Source organism: Verrucosispora sp. WMMD703 (assembly GCF_049178935.1).
Taxonomy (GTDB): Bacteria; Actinomycetota; Actinomycetes; order Mycobacteriales; family Micromonosporaceae; genus Micromonospora; species Micromonospora sediminimaris.
Genome location: NZ_JBMHMM010000004.1, coordinates 2,185,122 through 2,202,929 on the forward strand (window position 1 = coordinate 2,185,122; position 17,808 = coordinate 2,202,929).

Here is a 17,808-nt window from a genome sequence, read left to right on the forward strand (position 1 = left end):
GGCGCTCACGACCGGAGCGCCTCCGGCAGTGGCTTGGTGTGCAGGATGACCAGTTCGGCGACGGCCCGGGTCAGGGCGACGTAGAGCCGGTTCATGCCGCGCGGCTCGGCGGCGACGATGTCCGCGGGCTCCACCAGCACGACCCGGTCGTACTCCAGCCCCTTGACCTGACTGACCGGGATCGCCCCGAGCTGGTCGGCGATCGCGTCCGGAGCGATGATCGCACCGGTTTCCTGCGCGAGGGCCGCCCGCAGGTCGTCCACCTGGCGGATCGTGAGGGTGCCGCCGGGTCGGAAGGAGCGGGTCGGCGCGATCCCGGGCGCCAGCGTCCGGGCGGCGAAGTCGGCGATGACCTGCGGCACCCGATAGCCGGTGGGTAGATCGAGCATTCGAGCCTCGCGTTTGCCGAGCTGCTGCACCAGCTCAGGCCAGCTTCCGGCGGCCAGCGGATGGGTCGCCTGACCGAGGTCGCCCACGATCGTCATCGAGGCGTGCGCGGCTCGGCGGGCGATCATCCGACACTCCATCGGCGACAGGTCCTGGGCCTCGTCGAGGATGACATGCAGGTACACGTCCTCGACGGGCTCGGTGGGCACGGCCACCGGCAGCGGCTCGGCAAGCTCCGGCACGTGCCCCTCCTCGCCGTACGGGTCGAAGCCGTCTGCCCAGCCCACCACCGTGTGGCCCTCACGCAGGATGATCGCCGCCGCCCAGCGCTGCGCCGCCCAGGCGTTGCCGCTGTCCAGGGACTGGCCGGAGACGGCGATCGGGGTGGCCAGTCCGGGTGCGAAGAGCTGCCAACCGTCGTTGAGGCTCAGGCTGAGCACGAAGGTCTCCGCCAGCCGGGGACCACTGCTCAACTCCCGTACCTGCCACTCGCTCCTGGTCGGCGCCGTGGTGACCGGCGGGCCCAGGATCTCGGCGAGCTCGTCGAGCAGTGGGACGTCGTCCACCGACCACTGCCCGTGCTGCGCGGGCAGCACGTCCTGCGGGGTCAGCATCGGCCACCAGGCCGTCAGGAAGGCGTCCGGGATCTCCCTGCCGCCGAGCAGGTCCGAGAGCACCTGCGCCGCCTCGGCACGGGCGAGGTTGGGCTTGATGCCCCGAGCCTCGCACCGTCGACGCACCTCCAGGCGGGCCTTCGTCAGGTCGTCGGCGTCGAGCCTGGCCAACCGTTGTGGCGCGTTCGGCGGAGTGTCCCAGGCCAGTTCGGTGAGCACCCGCACCATCTTCAGGTCGCCCTTGGACCTGGCGACCTCGGCGCGGTCACGCCGGGTCGCCACCACACCGTCGAACAGCTCCCCGATCGCCCGCAGGTGGACGCTGTCCTCACCGAGACCGGGCAGCACCCGGCCGATGTACTCGGTGAACACGGTCGAGGGACCGACCACCAGCACCCGGCCGTCGGCGAACTTCCCCCGGTCGGTGTAGAGCAGATAGGCGGCACGGTGCAGGGCGACCTGGGTCTTGCCGGTGCCGGGGCCGCCGGTGATGAGGGTGACGCCGTGCGCCGGAGCGCGGATCGCCTCGTCCTGCTCGCGCTGGATGGTGCTGACGATGTCGCGCATGTGCGGACCGCGTTCCCGGCTGAGCGACGCGAGCAGGGCGCCCTCGCCCACCACACCGTCGACCTCGCCGCCGGACAGCACCTCGTCGTCCACGCCGACGACCGTGGGGCCTTCGCAGGTGATGATCCGGCGGCGGACCACGCCCAGTGGCTCACCGGGGGTGGCTCGGTAGAACGGCGCGGCGGCCGGCGCACGCCAGTCGACCACCAGCGGCTCCCGGTTCTCGTCGCGTACGCCCAGCCGGCCGATGCGGTAGGTGTCGCCGTCGTCGAAGTCCAGCCGGCCGAAGACCAGGCCCTCCTCCTGACCATCCAGGTCGGACAGTCTGGCCGCCGCGCTCAGCACCATCGCGTCGCGCTCGACCAGCCCGGTCAGCGGGCCGGCCGTGGCGCGACCGCGACCCTCGGACTCCAGTTCCCTCGCCTGCGTACGCATGACCTCCAGTCGCTCGTACACCCTGTCGACCACCTGCTGCTCGATGGCGAGCTGCCGCACTGTTTCGGACACACCGCTCCCTGGTCTGCCAGAGGCTGCTGCACGGGGACTGGTCGAGAATATGTACCGGCCAGAACCGCAAAATCAGCATCCAGGGTGATTTGCGCGACTTGACCCGTCGATAAGATGGAAGTGGCCTCAGGGGATCAGCCCTGGTCACCCCGCCCGGTCTGCTGCTGCAACCGGTCGATCAGCTTCGCCGCCTCGGCCTTGCTGAGGCCGTCCGGCACGCTCTCGCCCGCCTCGCGGGCCAGGGTCCGCAGATACGACTCCTGCGCCGCCGTCGTCGGCTCGTCGCCGGTCACCCACTCGTCCGGGTCCTTCACCGCGGCCTGCGGATCATGCTTTTCGCTCATGTCGGCACCCTCTCTCTCGAACAGGTGTGCCATACCCGGGTCGGTGGCCACCGAACCCTCCCGGCCCCGCCGGCAGCGCACCGGTGGCTGGTGTCCGGGTGGTCCGACCAGCGGACGTCGGTGTGCCTACCTGGTGGCCGGACCGGTCGTCGGGCCTGCGCCGGTGACATTGAGGACGAGCGAGTAGACCGAGGTGGTGGCCGTCACGAACAGCACGTTGCGCTTACGACCACCGAAGGTGAGGTTCGAGCAGATCTCGGGCAGCCGGAGCTTTCCGAGCAGGGTGCCGTCCTGGTCGAAGCAGTGCAGCCCGTCGTGGGCGGCGACCCACAGCCGGCCCTCCCGGTCGAGTCGGATCCCGTCGAACGACCCGGCGTCGCATTCGGCGAGCACGCCACGGTCCCGCAGCGTCCCGTCGGGGCCCACGTCGAAGTGGCGGAGGTGCCGACGCCGGGTGTCGACGATGAACAGCCGACGCTCGTCGGCCGAAAACGCCAGACCGTTGGGACGCAGGAAGTCGTCGGCGACCCGTTCCACCCGACCGTCGGGCGAGCAGCGGTAGACGTGGCAGCCGTCCAGCTCCGGATCCGCCCGGTGCCCCTCGTAGTCGCTGTCGATGCCGTAGCTCGGGTCGGTGAACCACAACGAACCGTCGCTGGTCTCCACGACGTCGTTCGGGCTGTTGAACCGCTTGCCCTGCCAACGGTCCGCCACCACGGTCAGCGACCCGTCCGGCTCGGTACGGGTGACCCGGCGGTGGCCGTGCTCGCACGTCACGACACGGCCGAGGCGGTCGATCGTACGGCCGTTTGCGTAACCGGCGGGCGTCTGGAAGACGTCGCACCGCCCGGTGATCTCGTCCCACCGCAGCACCCGGTCGTTCGGGATGTCACTGAACAGCAGGCAGCGCCACGCGGGGGAGTACGCCGGCCCCTCCAGCCACCGCCCGCCGTCGAACAGCCGCTGCACCAGGTGGTCACCGCTCACCGTCCGGAACCGCTCGTCCAGGACGTCCCAGCGGGTGGGTACGCGCTCGACCGGATTCATCGGGCACCCCCGTTGCCTGCGGCGAGGCTGGCGAAGGTCGTCGCCTCCTGCGTGAGGAGCCGCTGGGTCCGCTTGCCGTACAGCAGTTCCACCAGGCGGGCGGCCGGGCCGGCCCAGTCGATGCTCAGCCGCAGGCGGGTGGCGGAGCCCTCCGGCAGCAGCTCGTGGCTCGCCCTGGTCCGGACCCCCGGCGTACGGGCCACCCAGGTGAAGCCGGCCCCGGGCCGCCAGTCGGTGATCTCGTACGTGGCGGCGCTCAGCCCCGGCTGGCGGATCCGGAAGCGGCTGCCGACCGCCACCGGCCCGGCGTCGTCGATTCGCCTGATCTCGTCGATGGTGGGCAGCAACTCGGCCCAGCGGTCGACGTCGCTCACTGTCCGCCAGACGGCGGCGACCTCGGCGTCCACGTGCTGTTCGACGGCAATCGTCATGTACCGGATGGTACGGCGGACTCGGGTGCGCGGCCCACGAGGGTTGGTGCGACCGGTGGCGGCCCGGGGTCGCGTGGTCCGCCACCGGGCCGCCACCGGCCGTGGTCAGCCGTTGTCGATTAGACTCGCGATCTCGTTGTAGATGAGGTGCGCCTTGGCGCCCTGGTTGGACGGACAGCCGCCGAGGTGGTGCAGGGCGATCACCCGGTGGCTGCTGTTCAGCACCGGTGAGCCCGAGTTGCCGCCGGAGGTGTCGCAGCTGTAGCTGATGTTCCAGGTGTTGTAGTTGGCGTTGCGGACGGTGCAGCGCGCGCCGTTCTGGGCGTTCTCGAAGATGGACAGACGCTTCGGGCTGCCGTCACCGTGCCCCGGGATGTACATCTGCGTCCCGGTGGTGGTGGCGGACGTCGCCAGGTAGAGCGTGCCGAAGCCCTGGATGGCAGCGAAGTTGTTCACCGAGAACAGGGCGTAGTCGAGCTGGCTGGAGCCACCACTGCTCACCCGGTAGAGCGTTGCACCACTGACCTTGGTGCCGGGCCCGGGGTTCGCGCCGCCGCAGGTGGCGCACTGGTAGTTGAACTGCATCTCGCTCCCGCTGACCGCGGCCTGGGTCGAGAAGCAGTGCTTGTTGGTGAGCATGCGGTTGGTGTTGCCGACCCGCCAGGTGGTGCACATGCCGCCGCCGCTGATCAGCAGCCGGGCCACCGCGTTGCCGCGTGCGTACTCGGTGGGGTGGCTGCTCCGGTAGCAGACCACGTCCCGGCGGGCGTCGGTGCTGCACACCGACTGGATGGAGAAGTTGTACTGGCTGATCTCCGTGCGGTCGTAGCCGCGCCAGAACCGGTCGATGGTCGCGGCGCTGCCCCGGGAGGAGCGGTTGCTGTGCAAGGTCACCACCGCCGTGTCGCCTTCCACCGACATCGCCCAGAAGCCCGGCCGTCCGTCGGTGGTGTAGTCCGCGCCGGTCGCCCGGTTCAGGTGACGGTCGTACCGGTAGCTTTCCCGGCCGTCCGGGCTCGACACGGTGACGTACTCCCCGGGAGCCAGCCGCAGCGAGCTGAAGTGCACCTTGATGTACGTGGCGCCGGGGTGCTGAATGATCTGGGTCCGGCCGGCGCGGGCGTACGACAACGAGCCGTCGACGGTGCGCAGCTCACCGACGGTCGTCACACCCTCGGCCGAGAACTGGTCCGACTCGGGCGCCCGGTCGGAAAGGGGCGTGGTCGGCTGCACCGGATATGCCGCGGCCGGAGCCGACAGCAGGGACAGGCCGAGTGTGCAGGCGGCGAGTGTGACGGTCGCGGTGCGTAGGCGGCGCAGGGCATGTTTCATCGTCGCTCCTCCCAGGAAGCGGAACCTGAACGATTCCTAAGCCTTCTTACCGAAAAGCATCGATACATGCAAGATAATCAATAAGTTATACCGCTTCTCGGCCGGCCTGCGCGTCGTTACCTCGCGTCGACGATCAGCAGAACCGTGACGACGTCGCCGACCTCGATGCCCTCGGCCCGGCGGACCTTGTCCTTGACCTGCACGACGTAGCCGCCGTCCCTGGGGAACAGTGAGGTGGTCCACTGGGTGTCACCGATCCGCGCGGCCACCGGGATCATTCCCCAGCCGTAGCTGACCTGACCGGCCACCTCCGCCAGCTGGCCGCAGTGCTGGTCGGGCACGGTGACGAAGTGGAACGGGGACGGGCCGCGCCAGAACCACACCTCACCGGCGAACTCCAGCTCCATGCGGGCAACCTACCGTCGCCGGCCCCGGTCGGGCGTACGACGTCGGGTCGGAGCGCGGCACCGTGGGGGGGTGGTGCGGAGGTGCCGGCATGGGTCACTCTGACTGTCACGCTTGAGCCATCGATCCCCATCACCACCTCACCTGGTACCGAGACCGTCCGGCAGTCCCGCCGGACGTGCCCGAACCCGTCGGGCACCCGCATCCCTGGATGTGAAGGAGCGCCATGAAACCGTCCCTCCGGGTCCTTGTGGGGGTGGCAGTCCTCGCGGCCCCGCTGGCCCTGACCGCTCCCGCGCAGGCGGCCAACACACTCGCCATGCGCGGTGCCGACGTCTCCTCGCTGCAACGCAGCCTCGATCTCGGGGCCCGCTACTACAACGCCTCCGGCGCGCAGGCCGACCCCTACGACATCCTCGCCTCGAAGGGGGTCAACTACCTGCGGCTGCGCATCTGGAACAACCCGGCCAGTGGCTACAACAACAAGGCCAAGGTGCTTCAGCAGGCCAGGGCGATCAAGGCCAAGGGCTTCAAGCTGCTGATCGACTTCCACTACTCGGACACCTGGGCGGATCCGGGCAAGCAGTATCCGCCGGCGGCATGGGCCAACCACTCGCTGAGTCAGTTGCAGGCCGACGTCTACAACTACACCTACGACGTGTGCAGCGCGCTGAAGGCGCAGGGCACCACGCCGGACGCGGTGCAGATCGGCAACGAGATCAACGTGGGGATGCTCTGGCCCGCCGGGCAGGTGGTCAACAACGACTTCGCCCCGCTGGCGAGCCTGCTCAAACGGGGCTACCAGGCCACCAAGGCGTGCCACGGCGGCACCCAGGTGTGGATCCACACGGCGAACGCGGACAGCAACGCCAACGCCCGCTGGTTCTACGACGGGATCCGGGCGCAGGGCGTCACCTGGGACGTCACCGCCTTGTCCTACTGCTGCATGTGGCACGGCACGCTGGCCAACCTGTACAACGTCATCGCCGACGTGAAGGCCCGCTACGGCAAACCGGTGGTGATCGCCGAGACCGCGTACCCGTTCACCACTGCCGACGCCGACCACCAGCCGAACGTGATCCCCGGCACCGCGCGCTGCGACAACATCCCGGCCACCTGGTCCGGGCAGGCGCAGCAGTTCAGTTGGGTGCAGAACACCGCACGCAACGCCGGTGCGGTAGGCGTCTTCTACTGGGAGCCGACCTGGCACGCCGTACGCGGCAATGGCTGGGATCCGGCGGACATCAACGGAACCGGCAACGGCTGGGACAACATGGCCGTCTTCGACTGGTCGGGGCGGGTGAACCCGCACGTGTACTGGACACCGTGACCGTCGTCCGGGCCCGGGAGTCGCCACCGGGCCCGGTGGGCGGGGGTGTTCCGTGGCTCTGCGCGGATCCGGACCGGGGGCACGAACACCTGGCAAGGGATAGACCTCTGTCGTTTGACGTATGACGTCGTTAACGCTAACTTCGCTTCACGGGCGGGTGTTGTGGCTGCCGGGAGCCGGATTCTCCGCCGTGGTCCCGCGCCGGCCAGCCGCGACCGTGGGCGCGTCGTCGTGCTGACCGGTGGCGCCGGTGACCAGACCTTTCGCACCACCCCACGTGCTGACGCCACCACCTGACGCCGGCACATCCCCAGGGCATCCACGGCTGCGCGTGGGTGACCCCGATCGAAGGAGTGGACCATGAAGGCCATCGGTGAGGCTCGTCCCGCCTCTCCACCCAGACGCGGTTGGCGGTCGGGGCTGGCCGCGGCGGCCGCCGCGGCCCTGGCGGCGAGCGCGCTCGTGGCGGTGAACGCGGCGCCGGCGGCGGCGGCGACCGTGGACACGAATGCCTGGTATGTGCTGGTCAATCGCAACAGTGGCAAGGCGTTGGACGTGTATGGTCTGGCGACCAATGACGGTGCGCGGATCAGCCAGTGGACCCGTAACGACGGCGCGAATCAGCAATGGCAGTTCGTGGACTCCGGCGGTGGCTACTACCGGTTGAAGTCCCGGCACTCGGGCAAGGTCCTGGACGTGTCGAACGCGTCGACCGGCGACGGTGCGGCCATCGTGCAGTGGTCGGATCACAACGGCACCAATCAGCAGTTCCGGTTGGCCGACTCCGATGGTGGTCATGTCCGGTTGGTCAGTCGGCACAGCAACAAGGTCGTCGAGGTGCAGGGTGCCTCCACGGCGGACGGCGCGAACATCGTGCAGTACGCCGACTGGAACGGCAGCAACCAGCAGTGGCAACTGGCCCGGGTCGACGGGGGCGGCCCCACGTCGCCACCGCCGAGCGGTGGCACCGGGTGCGGCAAGGCCCCGACGCTGTACAACGGCACGCACACCATCCAGAGCAACGGCAAGAGCCGCCAGTTCATCCTGCGCCTGCCGGCCAACTACAACAACAACAACGCGTACCGGCTGATCTTCGCGTTCCACTGGCGTGGCGGCACCATGCAGGAGATCTCCTCCGGTGGCACCAGCGGGAGCGCCTGGTCCTACTACGGGCAGCAGGAGCAGTCGAACAACAGCGCGATCCTGGTCGCGCCGCAGGGTCTCGGCAACGGGTGGGGCAACGCCGGCGGTGAGGACGTCACCTTCGTCGACGACATGATCCGCCGGATCGAGAGCGACCTGTGCGTCAACCCGAGGCAGCGTTTCGCCCTCGGCTTCAGCTGGGGCGGTGGCATGAGCTACGCCCTCGCCTGTGCACGGGCCACGGTCTTCCGGGCGGTTGCCGTGATCGCCGGTGCGCAGATCAGCGGTTGCAGCGGCGGTACCCAGCCGATCGCGTACTTCGGTCTGCACGGCATCTCGGACAACGTCCTCAGCATCGGCCAGGGCCGAGGGCTGCGCGACACCTTCGTCCGGAACAACGGGTGCAACGCTCAGAACCCGCCGGAGCCGGGTGCGGGCAGCCGTACGCACATCACCACGGCCTACTCCGGCTGCCGAGCCGGGTACCCGGTGCAGTGGGCGGCCTTCGACAACGGGCACATGCCGGGCCCGGTGGACGGGACCTACGCCGAGAGTGGCATCACCACTTGGACCAAGGGTGAGATCTGGCGCTTCTTCGCCCAGTTCTCCTGACCGGGCCGAGCGCGACGGCGGGTCGCGGCCTCCTGGCGGCAGTGGGAGCCAGGGGGTCGGGCCCGCCGACCCGTCGTGTCCCGGGTCAGCGTTGCAGGCGGGCCGGCTTGCCGGAGCCGCTGCGGCGGACCACCCAGGCCTCGGTGATGTGGGTGAACATCGCCGCCGCGGCCCCTTCCGGGTCGTGGGCGGCGATCCGCTCGTAGATGCGGCGGTGCCCGCGGTTCGATGCCACACACAGGGAACGCTCGGTTCGGCCCATGTACCGGGCGGTGTTCACCACCTGGCTCTCCAGCGCCCGGACGACGCCACGGGCGATGCGGTTCCCGGACGCCTGCATGATCAGGTCGTGGAAGGCCCGGTCGTGCTCGTGGTAGGTGACGTGATCGCCGACCAGCTCGTCCATCCGGTCCACCAGGGCGCGCAGCCGGTCGAGAGTCTCCTGGTCGGCGACCCGGGCGGCGACATTCGCCATGTCGGATTCCAGCAGGCGTCGGGTGACCACGAGGTCGTCGAGGATGGCGAGGCTGTCGTCCTCGGCGATGGTGGCCCCGAGGACGAGCTCGTCGAGCATGTCCCACATCGAGGCCGGGGTGACCATGGTGCCGGCACCCTGGCGGACCTGCACCAGCCCCTTCTCCTGGAGGATCTTCACCGCCTCTCGGACGACTGTCCGACTGACGGAGAAGGTCTCGCAGAGCACGGGCTCCGGGGGCAGTGCCGTGCCGGACGGATGCACCCCACGGACGATGCGTTCCACCAGCTCGGCGGTGACCGCCGTGGCGAGGTTGGTGGGGCGGCGCGCCCAGACCGGGGCGGCCAGATTTTCCAGGGCCGTCTCCTGCGATGGCGTCATGTCCCCCTCCGATTGGCTCGTCGTGCCACGACGTCCAGGGCCAGTGTACGGCGGGACTGTTGACGTCAGACGTCATACGAGTTACGTTCTTGATCACGTTGGCTGCGGCAGGCCGTCAGCCACTCCCTTCAGAGGTGAACAACTATGAAACAACGAGCATTGTGGTCAGCCGTCCTCGTTGTGGGACTGGCGACGGCAGGTTGTGGAAGTGCCAGCGATACGGGGCCCTCGTCCGGTGGCGGAAACGACAAACTTGTGGTGTGGGACTGGAAGTCCGGCGAGCCTTCGGCTAAAGCGTATGTCGAGAAGGCGAAGGCCGACTTCTCCGCCAAGCACCCCGACGTGACGGTCGAGTTCGTCGCGCAGCCGTTCGACCAGTACTACACGCTGCTCGGCGGGGCCATTCAGTCCGGCAAGGGCCCGGATGTGATGCTGTTCAACGGCGGCGGTCAGATCCGCGACCGGGTCGACGCGCTGGTGCCCCTCGACGAGTACGTGGCCGAGGACAAGCAGCGCCTCGCCGGTTGGGACGCCTTCAGCAAGGACGGCAAGGTTTACGCCGGTCCGGTGACGCTGCAGGGGCACCCCATCTACTACAACAAGGCGCTCTACGAGAAGGCCGGGCTCGATCCGGCGAGCCCCGCCACCACCTGGGACAAGTTCCTCGCTGACTGCGCCGCCATCGGCAAGGCCGGCGCCAAGTGCTTCGCCCTGGGCAACAAGGAAGGCGCTGGAATCCAGTTCTGGATGTCGGCCCTCGGCTCCGGCATCCTCACCGCTCAGGAGTACGACGACTGGATCGCGGGCAAGCGCGACTGGAACTCGCCAAACGTGAAGCGGATCTTCGAGCTCTGGAAGGAGGCCGGCGACGCCGGCCTGAACAACGACGGGGCCAACTCGACCGCGATGTTCAACGACTCGTTCGCGCTCTTCCAGTCCGCCAAGGCCGCGCACGTCATCGGACTGATGTCGGACGTGGGGCACTGGAAGGACTTCAACGAGTTCCTGACGCCCGAGAAGCTCGGCGTGATGAGCGCTCCGGTGGTCACCGCCGGCACCACGCCGAGCCTGGCCTATGACGGCGGCATCGGGTACGGGGTGGCGAAGTGGACCAAGGATCCCAAGGTCGCCGCCGACCTGGTGCGATCGCTGACGTCGACCGAGGCGCTCCAGGCGTTCTACGCCGACGCCGGTGCGATCGCCGCCGACACCACAATCGACGTGTCGCAGGCCGGTCCGGCCGCCGCCACGATCGTCGCCGCGCTCAACAGCGGTAAGCCCGCCCTGCACGTGGCGCTCTCCTCGAAGACCCTGGACCTGATGGGGCGGGTCTCCCAGCAACTGCTCAGCGGCTCGATCAGCGTCGACGAGGCGGTGAAGCAGCTGGCAGCTTCCGACCAGGCAGGCTGATTTCGTGCCGATCGGAAACGCAGAGCCGTCGGTCCGTCCGGTTCCTCCCGGACGGGCCGACGGGGCGGCGGCCGGGTCCGCAGGCGCCCGTCGCGGTGGCGGCTCACGGTCCGTTCGCGGCGGCTCGCGGGCCGAGCGCTTCGCCCCTTACGTCCTGGTCGCACCCGCCATCCTGATCATCGTGGTGCTGCGGCTGTACCCGTTGCTGCTCGGCGTCAACTTCTCCTTCACCGGAGACGGCGAGCGCAACGGTCAGACGGTGGGCTTCGACAACTACCTTGAGTTGATCGAGGACCCGTTGTTCCGCACCGCGCTGGGCAACGTCGGGCTGCTGGTGCTGTTGCTTCCGGTGGCGGTGGCGATCCCCGGGCTGCTCGCGACGTTCATCTACCTCCGGGTACCCGGGCACCGCTTCTACCGCAGCGTCTACTTCTTCCCGGCGGTGCTCTCACCTGTCATCGTCGGCGCGATCTTCAATCTGCTGCTCGCCTTTGACGGCCCGGTCAACGTCCTGTTCGAGGCGGCCGGGATCAGCCCGGTGGACTGGCTCGGGAATCCCGACGTCGCGATGTTCGTGGTGGTCGGCGTACACATCTGGGCCACCTTCGGAATGGCCCTTGTGGTGTTCCTGGCCGGCTTCGCGACCCTGGACGCCGCGCTGTTGGACGCGGCCCGGGTGGACGGTGCCTCGCTGGCCCAGGTCATCCGACACGTGATCATCCCGGGTCTGTCCCGCACCATCGCGTTCGTCGCCGTGACCACCATGGTCGGAATGCTGACCTCGATGTTCGGCCTGCTCTATGTGATGACCAGCGGCGGGCCGGAAGGGTCCACCTATCTCCCGGAGTACTACATCTGGATCCAGCAGGGCCAGATGAATCGGCCCGCCCTCGCCTCGGCCGCGTCGACGGTGCTCTTCGTGATCATGCTCGTCGTGGGGCTGCTCCAGGTGAAGCTGCTCAGGCGGGCGGGAGGTGAGGACTGATGTCCCGGGTACGACTGAGCCGGTGGCTGCTGGCCATCCCGATGTCGCTGCTCGCGCTGGCGACGATCTACCCACTGCTGTTCACCGCCAACGTGGCGATGAAGACCCGGCGCGACTACATCCTCGACCGGTTCTCCCTGACCGACACTCTGCGCTGGGACAACATCAGCGCGGCGTGGAACAGCGTCGGCATGGACCGGTACTTCGTCAACTCGCTGATCGTGGTGACGTCGTCGGTCCTCCTGCTGCTGTTGCTCGGGTCGATGGCGGGCTTCGCCCTGAGCCAGCTTCGGTTCCGTGGCTCCTCGGCGCTGTTCCTGGGCTGCCTCGCGGGCCTGTTCGTGCCGTTCCAGGTGATCATGGTGCCGCTCGCCCGGATCATGGCCGACACCGCCCTCATCGACACGTACCCCGGACTGATCCTGGTCTTCGTGGCCCAGTTCCTGCCCTTCACGGTCTTCCTGATGACGAGTTACTACAAGACCATTCCGCGGGAGATCATCGACGCGGCCAGGATCGACGGCAACAGTGTGTACGGCGTGTACCGCCGGATCATGCTGCCGTTGGGCACCCCGGCGCTGCTGTCGGTCGGCATCCTCAACGCGCTGTTCTGCTGGAACGATGTCCTGATGTCGCTGGTGATGATGCCGTCGGCGGATCACCGCACGCTCATGGTCGGCGTGACCTCGCTGCGTGGCCAGTATTCCGACGACATCCCCACCTTCGCCTCCGGGGTGCTGATCGCCGCGATACCGGTCCTCGTGGTCTACCTCTTTCTCCAGCGCCAGATCGCCGACGGCGTCGCCGCCGGCTCCACGAAGGGCTGAAATGCGCATCACCGGTTTTCGGACGCTCACCACGGTCCAGGAATGGGGGCGCCCGGTCGGCGACGCCAACGGCGTCTTCGCCGACGGGAGGGTCCCGGTGCCGATCGTCGTCGTGGAAACCGACGAGGGGTTGTCGGGTGTCGGCATCGGCCCGCACGTCGAAATCGAGCGGATCTTCGCGGCCATCGACGGCGAAGACCCCCGTGCGGTGACGACGCTCTACGACCGCATGCTGCGACACACCTTCAAGGCCGGTCACGCCGGCCCGGTGTTCGGCACCATCGGCGCACTCGACACGGCACTGTGGGACATCAAGGCGCAGGCGGCCGGTCAGCCGCTGTGGCGGTTGCTGGGCGGCCGCGACCGCCGGGTCCCGGCGTACGCGTCCGGTCTCGACATCGCCCTGAGCGACGAGGACCTCGTCTCGGCGTACATCCGTTACGCCGAGCACGGGCTGCGGGCCGCCAAGCTCAAGGGTGGTCTCGACATCGAGCATGACCGACACCGGCTCCACCTGGTCAAGGAGGTCCTGGCGGAGGCCGGCCACGGACTGCGGCCGGGTCTGATGCTCGACGTCAACGAGGCGTGGACCCGCAAGCAGGCCGTCCGGCACGTCTGCGAACTCGAACGCACCCTCGACCTCATCTGGATCGAGGAGCCGGTTCGACGCTGGGACGCCGAAGGGCTCGCCGCCGTCGGCCGGGGGGTACGCGCCTCCGTCGCCACGGGGGAGAACCTCACCGGGCTGGAGCAGTACCGTCCGCTGATCGCCGCCGGCGCGGTCGACGTCGTCCAGACGTCCGCGGTCGGGGGAGTCACCCATTTCCTGCGGGTGTCCGCCCTGGCGCACGCCTACGATCTGCCGGTCAGCCCGATCGGCAACAGCCCGCTCGGGCTGCTGCACGCCGCCACCTCGGTGCCGAACCACCTGACCAGCGAGTTGCAGGACCTCTGGCCGCCGGTCGGTGTCTCCGTCGACGCGCACGTCGAGGACGGGTTCTTCGTCCTGGGTGACTCACCCGGACTCGGCCTCCGCGTGGACGAACAGCGGATCCAGGCCGTGGACCGGCACCCCCAGGCGCCGGCGGACGACGGCCCGAACGTCCGGCCGGAGCAGGCCGGGCGACGGCTGCTGGCGGCGACGGACGGCGTCCTGCCCGCCACCGCTGGCTTCCCGCTGACCCGGGCTGTCACCCCGGCGCACAACAGCAACCAGGTGTCGCCGACCGGAAGTCACTGAACGAGACCGACGGTGGTGGCCGGTGACGCGAGCGGTGTGCGGAGTTGATACGGAGGATCGATGAAGGCAGTGGTCTACCGGGGAGCACGGCATCTCGGTATCGAGGAACGTGAGCCGGCGGCACCCGGGCGCCGTGAGTTGGGGATATCGGTGGCGTACACCGGGATCTGCGGCACCGACCTGCACATCTACCACGGGGACATGGACTCCCGGGTCGGTGCCGCCGCGATCATCGGGCACGAGATGTCCGGGCGGATCGCGGCGCTGGGTGAGGGCGTCACCGGTTGGTCCGTCGGCCAGCCGGTGACGGTGCTGCCCACCAGATGGTGCGGGCAGTGTGCCGCCTGTCGGCGCGGCAACTCGCACATCTGCCACGCCATGGACTTCCTCGGCATCGACTCGCCCGGCGCCATGCAGTCCGTCTGGAACGTGCCGGCGGAACTGGTCCTGCCGCTGCCGGAGGAGCTGCCGCTCGACCACGGTGCACTCGTCGAACCGGTCGCCGTCGCCGTGCACGACGTACGGCGGGGCTCGGTGGCCTCGGGCGATCACGTGGTCGTCGTGGGCGGAGGGCCGATCGGGGTGCTCATCGGCACCGTCGCCCAGGGTCGCGGTGCGCGGGTACTGCTCGTCGAGCCGGACCCGACTCGGCGTGCCGTGGCGGGCGACATCGGCATCGAGGCGGTCGACCCGGCTGCGATCGACGTGGCGGCGTTTGTCGCCGACCGGACCGACGGCGCGGGCGCCGACGTCGCCTTCGAGGTCTCCGGTGCCGCGGCGGGGGTCGCCACCGCGGTCGAGGTGCTGGCTGTCCGGGGTCGGCTGGTGATGGTGGCGATCCATCCCCGCCCCCGGGAGGTGAACCTGCACCGGTTCTTCTGGCGCGAGTTGGAGCTGCTCGGCGCCCGGCTCTACCAGCGCGACGACATGGCGGAGGCGATCCGGTTGGTCGCCTCCGGCGCCATCCCGGCACGGCAGCTGATCTCCCGGGTCGACCCGCCCGAGGCGGCGACCGCGGCGTTCACCGCGCTGAAGGGTGGCGGTGTGATGAAGGTGCTGCTGGACTGGCGGGAGGGCAACCGGTGACGAATCCGTTCGACCTGTCCGGACGGACCGCCGTGGTCACCGGCGCCCGGCGGGGCATCGGCCTGGCCATGGCCGAGGCGCTGGCCCGGGCCGGTGCCGACGTCGTGGGCGTCTCTGCGCACCTGGAACCGGAGGGGAGCGAGGTGGAGCGTCGGGTGCGCGCCGCCGGCCGACGGTTCACCGGGCTGCGCGCCGATCTGGCCGATCGTACGGCCGTGCGCCGGCTGGCCGGCGAGCTTGTCGCGCTCGGACCGATCGACATCCTGGTCAACAACGGCGGTACGATCGCCCGCGCACCGGCCGTCGAGCACCCCGACGAACTCTGGGACCATGTGATCGAGGTGAACCTGAACAGCCAGTTCGTGCTGAGTCGGGAGATCGGTCGGGCAATGGTCGAACGCGGCCACGGGAAGATCATTTTTACCGCGTCCCTGCTCAGTTTCCAGGGCGGCATCACCGTGCCCGGGTACGCCGCCTCGAAGTCGGGTGTCGCCGGTCTCACCAAGGCCCTGGCGAACGAGTGGGCGGCGCACGGGGTGAACGTGAACGCCATCGCCCCTGGTTACATCGCCACCGACAACACCCGGGCCCTGCGCGAGGACCCCGAGCGCGACCAGGCGATTCTCGCCCGGATACCGGCCGGTCGGTGGGGCGCCGCCGATGACCTCGGTGGTGCGACCGTGTTTCTGGCTTCGGCGGCCTCCGACTACGTCAACGGGATCGTGCTGCCGGTCGACGGCGGGTGGTTGGGCCGATGACCGACGCAACTCCGGGCGCGGCCGGGATCGTCGACGCCCACCACCACCTCTGGGTCCGGGCACGACATCCGCAGCCGTGGATCGACCCGGTGACCATGGCGACCATCGACGCCGACTTCGAGCTGGCCGACCTGGCCCCGCTGGCCCGGGCGGCGGGTGTCACCAGCACCGTCGTCGTACAGTCCATCGCCTCGGCGCGGGAGACCGTGGACCTGCTCCGGATCGCGGCCGACGACGTCCTGGTCGGCGGCGTCGTCGGTTGGGTCGACCTGACGGCCGACGACGTCGCCGACCGTCTCGACCGGCTACGCGCCGCGCCCGGCGGGCAGCGCCTGGTCGGCATCCGTCACCTCGTGCAGAGCGAGACCGACCCGGCCTACCTCGACCGTCCGGACGTCCGCCGGGGCATCGCCGCGGTGGGTGCCGCCGGTCTGGTCTTCGACCTGCTGGTTCGGCAACACCAGCTGCCCATGGCCGCCCGGTTGGCCCATGACCTGCCGGAGGTGCGCTTCGTCCTCGACCACCTCGGCAAGCCCGCGCTGGGCACCCAGGAATTCGACAACTGGAAGCGTGACCTGCGGACGCTCGCAAGAGCAGCCAACACGACGGCGAAGGTGTCCGGTCTGACGACCGAGGTGCCCCGGTCGCCGTGGTCGACGGCAGATCTGCGACCTGCCGTCGACCACGCCTTCGACGTGTTCGGGCCGCAGCGGCTGATGTTCGGGTCGGACTGGCCGGTCTCGTTGCTCGCCACCTCGTACCCCCGCTGGATCGAGGCGGTCACGGAGCTGCTGGGCGACCTCGGCCCGACCGGGCGCGCAGCATTCTGGGGCGGTACCGCCCGGCGTTCGTACCGACTGGGGGCATGATGAGGACCCACGTGCTGCCGCGCCGTCCGGCGATCGGCCTCACCGAGTTGGGCTTCGGCGCTGCCCAGGGCGGCAACCTTTACCGGGCGACCACGGACGAGGAGTTCGTCGCGGCCGTCGACACCGCCTGGGCTGCCGGGGTGCGGTACTTCGACACCGCGCCGCACTACGGCCTCGGGCTGTCCGAACGTCGCCTGGGCAGCGCCCTGCGGCACAGACCGCGCGACGAGTACGTGGTGTCGACGAAGGTGGGGCGACTCCTGGTGCCGTCGCCACAGAACGCGCACCTGCGCGACTCCGAGGGGTTCGACGTTGCCGCCAGCCATCGCCGGGTCTGGGACTTCAGCCGCGACGGGGTACGCCGCAGCATCGAGGCCAGCCTGGCGCGCACTGGCCTGGACCGGATCGACATCGCCTACCTGCATGACCCCGACGATCACTGGGAGCAGGCCGTCACCGAGGCCGTGCCCGCCCTGGTCGAGTTGCGCGACCAGGGCGTCGTCGATGCGATCGGGGCCGGCATGAACCAGTCGGCGATGCTGGCGCGGTTCGTTCGGGAAACCGACGTGGACGTGATGATGTGTGCCGGCCGGTACACCCTGCTCGAACAGGGTGCGGCCGCTGACCTGTTGCCGCTCGCGGAGAGCCGGGGGGTGGGCGTGGTGATCGCGGGTGTCTACAACTCGGGACTGCTGTCCCGGGACCACCCGCCCGCCAACGCGCTCTACAACTACCAGCAGGCGCCACCGGAGCTGATCGAGCGGGCCCGACGGATCGCCGAGGTCTGCGACGCGCACGGTGTCACCCTGCCCCAGGCGGCGCTGGCCTTCGTCCGCCGGCATCCGGCCGTGGTCTCCACGGTGGTAGGTGTGCGCAACGGAACGCAGATGACGGAGACCGTACGGCGTTCGGCCACGGTCGTGCCCGACGAGCTGTGGCGGTCACTGGCCGCCACCGGGCTGCTCGCCTCGGCAGGATGACGCTCGAAGATCGGATATGACGACGTCGAGCACACATCGCGTTGGCGGGTGTGACCGCACCGGCGCGGGACCGGCTCC

17 protein-coding genes are annotated in these 17,808 nt (G+C 69.4%); 10 read left to right on the plus strand and 7 right to left on the minus strand.

All coding sequences use genetic code 11. The features are described from left to right. Positions 1–5 precede the first annotated feature (5 nt). From ACN26Z_RS10625 to ACN26Z_RS10650, 6 genes are all read right to left on the minus strand, one after another. Entirely contained in the window at positions 6–2,075 is a 2,070-nt protein-coding gene (locus ACN26Z_RS10625) for a HelD family protein (protein ID WP_282239380.1), read from the minus strand. 134 nt (positions 2,076–2,209) lie between these two features. Further along, the gene (locus ACN26Z_RS10630; protein ID WP_093403222.1) at positions 2,210–2,419 is read right to left on the minus strand and encodes a DUF3072 domain-containing protein; all 210 of its coding nucleotides are present in this window, start codon (positions 2,417–2,419) and stop codon (positions 2,210–2,212) included. A 126-nt stretch (positions 2,420–2,545) separates the two neighbouring features. Beyond that, positions 2,546–3,466 (minus strand): SMP-30/gluconolactonase/LRE family protein, encoded by a 921-nt coding sequence (locus ACN26Z_RS10635; RefSeq protein ID WP_282239378.1) that lies wholly within the window; start codon positions 3,464–3,466, stop codon positions 2,546–2,548. Then, entirely contained in the window at positions 3,463–3,897 is a 435-nt protein-coding gene (locus tag ACN26Z_RS10640; RefSeq protein WP_421460886.1) for an SRPBCC family protein, read from the minus strand. The genes ACN26Z_RS10635 and ACN26Z_RS10640 overlap by 4 nt, the downstream gene beginning before the upstream one ends. Positions 3,898–4,002: 105 nt before the next feature. Further along, positions 4,003–5,229 carry a trypsin-like serine peptidase gene (locus ACN26Z_RS10645; RefSeq protein ID WP_421460888.1) on the minus strand — a complete coding sequence of 409 codons (1,227 nt, stop codon included), beginning with the start codon at positions 5,227–5,229 and terminating at the stop codon, positions 4,003–4,005. Between the two features lie 116 nt (positions 5,230–5,345). Then, positions 5,346–5,636 carry a DUF1905 domain-containing protein gene (locus ACN26Z_RS10650; protein WP_421460890.1) on the minus strand — a complete coding sequence of 97 codons (291 nt, stop codon included), beginning with the start codon at positions 5,634–5,636 and terminating at the stop codon, positions 5,346–5,348. A 224-nt stretch (positions 5,637–5,860) separates the two neighbouring features. Here ACN26Z_RS10650 and ACN26Z_RS10655 point away from each other — a divergent pair, with 224 nt between their 5' ends. After that, a complete protein-coding gene (locus tag ACN26Z_RS10655; protein WP_421460892.1) occupies positions 5,861–6,964 on the plus strand; it encodes a glycoside hydrolase family 53 protein in 1,104 nt (367 codons plus the stop codon). A gap of 360 nt (positions 6,965–7,324) precedes the next feature. Further along, positions 7,325–8,719 (plus strand): RICIN domain-containing protein, encoded by a 1,395-nt coding sequence (locus ACN26Z_RS10660; RefSeq protein WP_421460895.1) that lies wholly within the window; start codon positions 7,325–7,327, stop codon positions 8,717–8,719. A gap of 85 nt (positions 8,720–8,804) precedes the next feature. On the opposite strand, the gene ACN26Z_RS10665 is transcribed toward ACN26Z_RS10660, so the two are convergent. Beyond that, entirely contained in the window at positions 8,805–9,575 is a 771-nt protein-coding gene (locus ACN26Z_RS10665; protein WP_282239372.1) for a FadR/GntR family transcriptional regulator, read from the minus strand. 258 nt (positions 9,576–9,833) lie between these two features. Between ACN26Z_RS10665 and ACN26Z_RS10670 the strand changes: the two genes are divergently transcribed. From ACN26Z_RS10670 to ACN26Z_RS10705, 8 genes are read left to right on the plus strand one after another with little or no spacing between them, the layout of a single operon-like run. Beyond that, complete coding sequence (locus ACN26Z_RS10670; RefSeq protein WP_232511162.1) at positions 9,834–10,985, plus strand: ABC transporter substrate-binding protein; 1,152 nt, start codon at positions 9,834–9,836, stop codon at positions 10,983–10,985. 4 nt (positions 10,986–10,989) lie between these two features. Then, positions 10,990–11,970, plus strand: coding sequence for a carbohydrate ABC transporter permease (locus tag ACN26Z_RS10675; RefSeq protein ID WP_282239370.1), 981 nt, complete (start codon positions 10,990–10,992; stop codon positions 11,968–11,970). Next, positions 11,970–12,797: a carbohydrate ABC transporter permease gene (locus tag ACN26Z_RS10680; RefSeq protein WP_282239369.1), complete on the plus strand. Its 828-nt coding sequence runs from the start codon at positions 11,970–11,972 to the stop codon at positions 12,795–12,797. Before ACN26Z_RS10675 ends, ACN26Z_RS10680 begins: the two co-directional genes overlap by 1 nt. 1 nt (position 12,798) lies before the next feature. Further along, positions 12,799–14,037, plus strand: coding sequence for a mandelate racemase/muconate lactonizing enzyme family protein (locus ACN26Z_RS10685; protein WP_282239368.1), 1,239 nt, complete (start codon positions 12,799–12,801; stop codon positions 14,035–14,037). Between the two features lie 60 nt (positions 14,038–14,097). Continuing rightward, positions 14,098–15,123 carry a zinc-dependent alcohol dehydrogenase gene (locus tag ACN26Z_RS10690; protein ID WP_421460900.1) on the plus strand — a complete coding sequence of 342 codons (1,026 nt, stop codon included), beginning with the start codon at positions 14,098–14,100 and terminating at the stop codon, positions 15,121–15,123. Continuing rightward, positions 15,120–15,881, plus strand: coding sequence for a 2-dehydro-3-deoxy-D-gluconate 5-dehydrogenase KduD (kduD, locus tag ACN26Z_RS10695; RefSeq protein ID WP_093403033.1), 762 nt, complete (start codon positions 15,120–15,122; stop codon positions 15,879–15,881). Before ACN26Z_RS10690 ends, kduD begins: the two co-directional genes overlap by 4 nt. Continuing rightward, the gene (locus ACN26Z_RS10700; protein ID WP_421460903.1) at positions 15,878–16,750 is read left to right on the plus strand and encodes an amidohydrolase family protein; all 873 of its coding nucleotides are present in this window, start codon (positions 15,878–15,880) and stop codon (positions 16,748–16,750) included. Before kduD ends, ACN26Z_RS10700 begins: the two co-directional genes overlap by 4 nt. Further along, entirely contained in the window at positions 16,747–17,730 is a 984-nt protein-coding gene (locus ACN26Z_RS10705; RefSeq protein ID WP_421460906.1) for an aldo/keto reductase, read from the plus strand. The genes ACN26Z_RS10700 and ACN26Z_RS10705 overlap by 4 nt, the downstream gene beginning before the upstream one ends. The last annotated feature ends 78 nt before the right edge of the window (positions 17,731–17,808 follow it).

Excerpts from the sequence above, each read along its gene's own strand:
- ACN26Z_RS10630 (WP_093403222.1), bottom strand. The coding sequence starts at position 2,419 with ATGAGCGAAAAGCATGATCCGCAGGCCGCGGTGAAGGACCCGGACGAG.
- ACN26Z_RS10635 (WP_282239378.1), bottom strand. The coding sequence starts at position 3,466 with ATGAATCCGGTCGAGCGCGTACCCACCCGCTGGGACGTCCTGGACGAG.
- ACN26Z_RS10640 (WP_421460886.1), bottom strand. The coding sequence starts at position 3,897 with ATGACGATTGCCGTCGAACAGCACGTGGACGCCGAGGTCGCCGCCGTC.
- ACN26Z_RS10645 (WP_421460888.1), bottom strand. The coding sequence starts at position 5,229 with ATGAAACATGCCCTGCGCCGCCTACGCACCGCGACCGTCACACTCGCC.
- ACN26Z_RS10650 (WP_421460890.1), bottom strand. The coding sequence starts at position 5,636 with ATGGAGCTGGAGTTCGCCGGTGAGGTGTGGTTCTGGCGCGGCCCGTCC.
- ACN26Z_RS10655 (WP_421460892.1), top strand. The coding sequence starts at position 5,861 with ATGAAACCGTCCCTCCGGGTCCTTGTGGGGGTGGCAGTCCTCGCGGCC.
- ACN26Z_RS10660 (WP_421460895.1), top strand. The coding sequence starts at position 7,325 with ATGAAGGCCATCGGTGAGGCTCGTCCCGCCTCTCCACCCAGACGCGGT.
- ACN26Z_RS10665 (WP_282239372.1), bottom strand. The coding sequence starts at position 9,575 with ATGACGCCATCGCAGGAGACGGCCCTGGAAAATCTGGCCGCCCCGGTC.
- ACN26Z_RS10680 (WP_282239369.1), top strand. The coding sequence starts at position 11,970 with ATGTCCCGGGTACGACTGAGCCGGTGGCTGCTGGCCATCCCGATGTCG.
- ACN26Z_RS10685 (WP_282239368.1), top strand. The coding sequence starts at position 12,799 with ATGCGCATCACCGGTTTTCGGACGCTCACCACGGTCCAGGAATGGGGG.
- ACN26Z_RS10690 (WP_421460900.1), top strand. The coding sequence starts at position 14,098 with ATGAAGGCAGTGGTCTACCGGGGAGCACGGCATCTCGGTATCGAGGAA.
- ACN26Z_RS10700 (WP_421460903.1), top strand. The coding sequence starts at position 15,878 with ATGACCGACGCAACTCCGGGCGCGGCCGGGATCGTCGACGCCCACCAC.
- ACN26Z_RS10705 (WP_421460906.1), top strand. The coding sequence starts at position 16,747 with ATGATGAGGACCCACGTGCTGCCGCGCCGTCCGGCGATCGGCCTCACC.